The following is a 7263-nucleotide window of genomic DNA, read 5'->3' on the forward strand; positions in this document are numbered from 1 at the left end:
ACTCATATTCAGTCAGGCCGGACATTGAACGTGGCGTTATCCGTGTTGGCATTGTGTGTAGGTACGCTTAGTTCTGTGGGGGCTGCACCTGCGCAAAATCCTGCGGGGGAGGGGCCTGGTATTGCTATTGGTAGTGCCTCTGAGGCAAATAATGGTACAGGGATTGCGATTGGCAGTAATACAAAAGCTAAAGGCTCTAATGCTACTGCAATAGGAGCAGGTTCTGAGGCTAATGGCAATAATGCCACTGCATTAGGATTTGAAAATAAAGTTAATAATATTGGTTCGGCAGCTGTGGGCTATAAAAATAAAGTAAATGCGCAGAATGCGTATGCTTTTGGATATGAGAATGCTGTATCTAGAAATAACTCCTTTGCCATTGGTTATCAAAATAAAGTTACGACTAAGACTAGTAATACAAAGGCTTATGCTTTTGGTAATGAGAACGCCATAGTAGGAGATGACTCAGTAGCTATAGGTTTTTCTAATAAAACTGGTGGTACTACATCGTTTGGGGCTGGTAATAATACTATTATTGGATCTACCTCGAGCAATGCTGTTGCTATCGGTAATGGGGCTAAAGTAGGGGCTACTGCAGCTACTAATGCAACTGTAGACGCTACTACAGGAGTGGTAACAGGGCCTACATTTACTGGCGAAAATATTGCAAGTAATAGTGTAGCTATTGGTACTAATGCATCAGTACAGGCGCAAGAGGCAGTAGCTCTTGGATATGGAGCAATAATTAATAAATTCGAAGCTGCTACTGATACGAAATCTTCTAAAGGCGGATATAGAGGGGTTGCGATTGGTAAAGGTGCTACAGTTTCAGAAGAAACTGGGATTGCTCTTGGTGCTGATTCTTTAGCAAATCGTGCAGGTTATTCTGCTGATGTTGTGGATAAGGCTGATGCTACAAAGGTATTAACTAAAGGTAACCCAGGGTCATCAGGGTGGGATCCGATAACAAATAAACAATCTACAATAGAAAATCCTACTTGGAGAGCTAATCGAGGTGCTCTATCTATTGGTAATGGAAATAGTATAACTCGTCAAATTACGAGTGTGGCAGCTGGGACATCTGATACAGATGCAGTTAACGTGGCTCAATTAAAGAGTGCGGTATCCAATGTGTATATGCATGTAAATGGAACCGATATAGCAGCAGCTTCAGTACAGGGGAATAATGTAGGGACATTAAAAGAAACTGCTGGTGCAGCAGCGAAACGAGCGGTTGCGATTGGTCGTGATGCCAAAGTTCAACCAAGCGCTGATTATGGGGCAGCATTAGGTTCTAATACTAATGTTACGGCTATTCAAGGGGTGGCTTTAGGTGCTAACTCTCAAGCTACTCGTTCCGGATATATCGCTGAACAGAAAGATAAAGATGGAAAGGTAACTGTGGCAGGAAATCCAGGCTCACCAGGCTATGATTTTACAACAGGAGCAAATTCGATAACTACGAATAATATTTGGCGTGCGAATGCTGGCGCAGTTGCAATAGGTAATGGAAATGTAACTCGTCAAATTACGAGTGTAGCAGCTGGGACATCTGATACAGATGCAGTTAACGTGGCTCAATTAAAGAGTGCGGTATCCAATGTGTATATGCATGTAAATGGAACCGATACAGCAGCAGCTTCAGTACAGGGGAATAATGTAGGGACATTAAAAGAAACTGCTGGTGCAGCAGCGAAACGAGCGGTTGCGATTGGTCGTGATGCCAAAGTTCAACCAAGCGCTGATTATGGGGCAGCATTAGGTCCTAATACTGATGTTACTGTTGCTCAAGGGGTAGCTTTGGGAAATAACTCGAAGGCTGAACGAGCAGCTGGTTCTTTTGGGTATGATATTTCTACTAACGCAGCTAGTACGGTAGACAATAGAATTTGGCGTGCTAACGCTGGTGCAGTATCAGTTGGTACAGCAATTAATGTAACACGTCAAATTACGAGTGTAGCAGCTGGGACATCTGATACAGATGCAGTGAATATAGCTCAGTTGAAAAAAGTAAGTGATGCTATTAAAAATAATATGCAATATATTTCAATAAAATCTACAGATGAAGGTAATAAAAATAGAGATGGAGCTAGGGGGATAAATTCTATCGCTATTGGTCCTACAGCTGGAGCTGATGCGTATAGTACAATTGGGATTGGTGATAACGCGCGCGTAGCATCAAATGTTCAGATTACAGGTGGTATTGCTATTGGCAAAAATTCATATGTATTAAATGGTGGCGGTGCACAAGAGCAATTATTTACATTTGATAGTTCGAATTGGAGATTTGACCCAGAAGAAACGTATTCTGGTAGTAGATATAAAGTAGTTGATCAATCTCGAGTATCTGCGGGGATTGCTATTGGGACTAATGCTCATGCAAGAACAGGTTCGCTACATATTGGTTCTAATACATATTTTGGTAAGATGGGGGGAATTGATGTTACCCCAAAACTGAACGAAGAATCTAATATTATGAATATGACTACAGTGGGGAGCAATAGTTATAATAAAGGTATGTTCAGTACAATGTTTGGTATTTACAATATAGCAACGGGTAACTTTGATGGTGGATCAGGGAGCAATTATTCGTATGGAGCTCAAAATTTAGGGGCTACAACAGTTGGCTCTTTTAATAGTATTCGTACTAAAGGTAGTAGATATTCGGGGACTGCTAATAGTATTGTAGGTCTTGCTAATATTACTGAGAATGCTAATGGGGCACTTATCTTTGGGGCAGGGAATAAAATTTCTAACTCGATTATTAATATTTCTGGTTTAAATATTAATGGGGCAGCTTCTGTTGATGCTATGGCAGATAGTATGAGAAGTACAATTAAGAGTTCTAAAGGGGGTGGTGCTGTATTAGCTATTGGTGGTGGCAATACGGCAAATTATGTACGCTCTACTTCGATTATTGGTGTAAATAATGATGTGTTGGGCAATTCTGGAAATACAAGTGAATATAACTTTATTTCTGGGTTTAAAAATGCAGCGGAGATAGTTGATAATGTAACTCTTGCTGGTATTAATAATACAGTTAAAAACTCAAGTAAAGTAGTTAGTTTTGGTAATGAAAATGCAGTGTCCAATACTGAAGGGACAATCCTTATAGGGGATAATCGTACTGTAGTAGATGCTGATAATAGTATTATTTTAGGAGCGGCTAATAATACTGGCAATTCAACCCTTCGCGCTGCAGCGGCTACAACACTCACAACTACAGCTAAAAATGTAATTGTAATGGGATACAATGCTAATGCTGAAAAAGATGATAGCGTAGCTCTAGGATCTAATTCTGTGGCAAGTATTGATAAAGGTAAGTTTGGTTATGATCCTACAAGTACTTCTGATGATAAGTTGTCGACTACAGATTCAGCAACATGGAAATCTACCTTGGGGTCCGTATCTGTAGGTGTGCTTGGTGATGACGGTGTTGCTACTCAATCTCGTCAAATTACTGGTGTAGCAGCAGGGACTAATGATACGGATGCAGTCAATGTGGCTCAATTAAAACAAATTGGGAACGCAGCGGCTAGCCATTATTATAGTGTTAATGATGCTAAATCTAATCCTGAGTTTCAGGAGGTATTACGCCAATTAGGTAATTATAATAATGATGGTGCACAGGGTATTTTGACAATGGCCGCAGGTTTGGGGTCTAGTGTGAAAGTACAGGAACGAATAGGTTTTGATCCTTCACTTCAAGCATGGGCAGCTAATACATTTGGGTTATTAAATACCATAGATGCTAATAGCAATTTTGAAGCAGATGGTATTGTTAACTCTGCTATAGGTTCTGCGAATACTATTAAGAAATCTAATACAACAATGGTTATGGGGGCAGGTAACATAGTTACGAACTCTTTTGAAATCATTGATTTAGATAAATTAGATGGAGGCGCTATATTAGATCCAAACAATCCAAATGCAGAGGAAATAGCAGGTGGATTATCGAAAGGGATTAAAGGCGTTGGTGGACAAGTTACTGTTATTGGTACGTCTAATACGGTTGATTATGGTAAATTATCCCAAATTGTTGGTTCAGGCAATGCAATTACAGGAACGGATGAAAAATTAAGTGGTTATAATGTAATTACAGGTAATGATACAACTATTACTAATTCAAAACATGTTACATCCATCGGTTCAAATAATGAAGTTGAAGATAGTGAAGGCAATATAATAGTAGGGGATTATCGTATTCTTTCTAAAGGAAATCATAATATCATCATTGGGTCTAGTGATGAAAGTAATAAATTGACTACAGATAAATCAAATGTTGTAATTGCTGGTTATCAAGCTAATGCCATAGTCGATGATAGTGTAGCTTTAGGATCTAATTCTGTGGCAAGTATTGATAAAGGTAAGTTTGGTTATGATCCTACAAGTACTGCGGATGATAAGTTGTCGACTACAGATTCAGCAACATGGAAATCTACCTTGGGGTCCGTATCGGTAGGTGTGCTAGGTAATGACGGTGTTGCTATTCAATCTCGTCAAATTACTGGTGTAGCAGCAGGGACAAATGCTACTGATGCTGTTAACGTTGCACAGCTTAAAGCGGTAGCCAAAGCTGTTACTGATACTGCTGCTAGTGCTCATACGGCAATTACATTAAACGGTCAAGTCGTATCGTCAAAAAATCCGATTGTTACAGATAATAATTTGACATTAGGTGTAGTAATTGATGATAATGGCAAAGCTATTTATGATATTAAGATGAATCCTGATTTGGTGATTGGTACACCCGTAAAAGAAGGTGAAGAGGGAGAAGAAGATACACCAGTTAAGCCAGGGAAGATTACGATTATTGGTACACCAAGTCAAGATGGTCAACAAGGTAGAGACACTAGTGCGACCATTGTTGTTAAAGAAGGTAAAGCCGGTGTTAATGGAACAGATGGGGTAGATGGCATTACTCGAATTGTCTATACAGATCCTACTGAAAATGGTGGCGGGGAATATCAAGTAGCTACTATGGATGATGGCCTTAAATTTGCTGGTGATGATGCTAAACCTATTCCTAAAAAGCTTAATGAACAGTTAGATATTAAAGGTGGCGCTAACGATTTCACTGAAAATAATATCGCTGTAGTAGCTGATGTTGATAGTGAAGATAATGCCACTGGTTTACATGTGAAACTTGCTAAAAACATTTTCCTTGACGATGGTTCTATGAAATTTAAAGAAAGTGCTAAAGATGATGAGGGGAACTCATTAGTGAAAGGGGAAGATAATAACTGGTATACTTCTACTGATGGATATAAATATGATGAAGAGACAAAAGAGTATAAAAATGATGTAGGCGAAGTATTAAAGCCAGTTGAAAAACCTAAGGTTGAATCAGTAAAATTAGACTCCAATGGATTAGATAATGGTGGTAATCGCATTACTAATGTAGCTGAGGCTAAAGATGATTCTGATGCAGTAAATTGGGGACAAGTAAAAGATAAGATTGATGTGGCCAAAGGTGAAATTTCTTTGAAATTTACTGGTGATAATACGGATGTTTCAGTTGAACGTGGTAATAAGGATACCTTAAAAATATATGGTGGCGCAGAAGAAAGTGATTTTGTAGATGCTAATAACATTGGGGTTAAAGGAAATACAGCTGATAACTCTTTACGTATTATGTTGGCTAAAAACTTAAATCTTAGTGATGATGGTACTATTAAATTTGGCGATAATACAAATGCACTTAATTTGAGTAGTAATCAAATTAAATTTGGTGATACAATTCTGCAGAATGGTGGCTTAACTATTGGTGACACAATTAAGTTCACCAATAATGGCATCAATCTGGGGGATAAAAAAGTGACGTATACCGGTAGTGGCACTATTGGAGAGAAGTCAAAGGATATTGTCAATGGTGGTACTATTTACGAATATGTTAAATCTCAATTTGAAACAGGTGGCATTGAGATTGCTGCTGATGATGGAATTAAGGTAACACGCGATGGTAGTAAGTTTACTATTGGTTTAAAATTGAAAGGCGTAGATACACCAACGGATACTACAAAAGTGGAAACAGATGACTCTACGCCATCTAATCCAAATAACGGAACTGGTGGCAACACACCTACAACACCTAGTACGGGAACCGACACAGGGAATACGGGTAATAATAGTTCTGGTACAGATACTGGTAATGATAGTAGTACACCAGGTAGTGAGAGTAAAGATGTTAATATTTCAGTTGAAACGAAACCTATCACAATAGGTGGTGATTCTGGCACTGCTACAGCAACACCAGGTAGTCAATTTAATGTAGTTGGTGATGATACTAACATTACAACGGTAGCTAGTATTGTTGAAAGCGATGGTGTAAAGAATCCTCAAGTTCAAGTCAAGCTTAATACAGAACTTAAAGGTTTAAGCTCTGTAACTACTAAAGAATTAACTGTTACTGAAAAAGCTAACATTGGTAATGTGTCTATTGCTGGTGATACGATTACAGTAGGTAAAGGGGATAGCCAAACTGTTATTAATAATAACACTGTAAATACTGGATCGGTAACGACAGGAAATACGGTTGTAGATAACAGTGGCTTAAATATTAATGATTCTGATGAAACTAAAAAGATTTCTATTCAGAAAGATAATATTTATATGGGTGGTAATCAAATTCATGGCGTTGGTGACGCTCAAGCAACCACTGATGCGGTAAATAAAGGCCAATTAGATAATGCGGTTAATACTATTACTAATGGCATGGGCCAAATGTCCAACCGCATTAGCAAATTGGATCGTCGTGTAGACCGTGTTGGTGCAGGGGCTGCAGCGTTGGCTGCTTTACATCCATTAGAATTTAGTCCAGAGGCTAAATGGGAAGTATCGGCTGGCGTAGGTAACTACAAAGGGGCTAATGCAGTAGCAATCGGTGCGTTCTATCGTCCAAATGGTGATACTATGTTTAGCATCGGTACATCCTATGGTGGAGGTGAAAACATGGTTAACGCTGGGGTAACGTTACGTGTTGGTGATGGCGAAACTCAAAATTATCCAGCTCGTAAGGTAATGGCACAAGAAATTACAACCCTTAAAGGTGTAGTTGCTGAACAGAATGCTAAGATTGAAGCACAAAGTGTACAATTAGAAGAGCAAAACCAAAAAATTGAACAATTGTTACAAGCAGTAGCAGCATTACAAAAATAAGACGCCTTGTGTGTGAGTAGTAAAGATTGACTAGGTTGCTCTATACCAACACACTAATGTATGAAGTCGTCTGACGATAGTTTGTGACACACCTTCCTAACCAAG

The 7263-nt window shown here is 38.9% G+C and carries 1 protein-coding gene; it reads left to right on the forward strand.

The genetic code is table 11. The features are described from left to right. Positions 1 to 42: 42 nt before the first annotated feature. Positions 43 to 7158 carry a YadA-like family protein gene (locus VER_RS10040; protein ID WP_238390207.1) on the forward strand — a complete coding sequence of 2372 codons (7116 nt, stop codon included), beginning with the start codon at positions 43 to 45 and terminating at the stop codon, positions 7156 to 7158. The last annotated feature ends 105 nt before the right edge of the window (positions 7159 to 7263 follow it).

This window comes from Veillonella sp. R32, assembly GCF_010093125.1.
Lineage (GTDB): Bacteria > Bacillota > Negativicutes > Veillonellales > Veillonellaceae > Veillonella_A.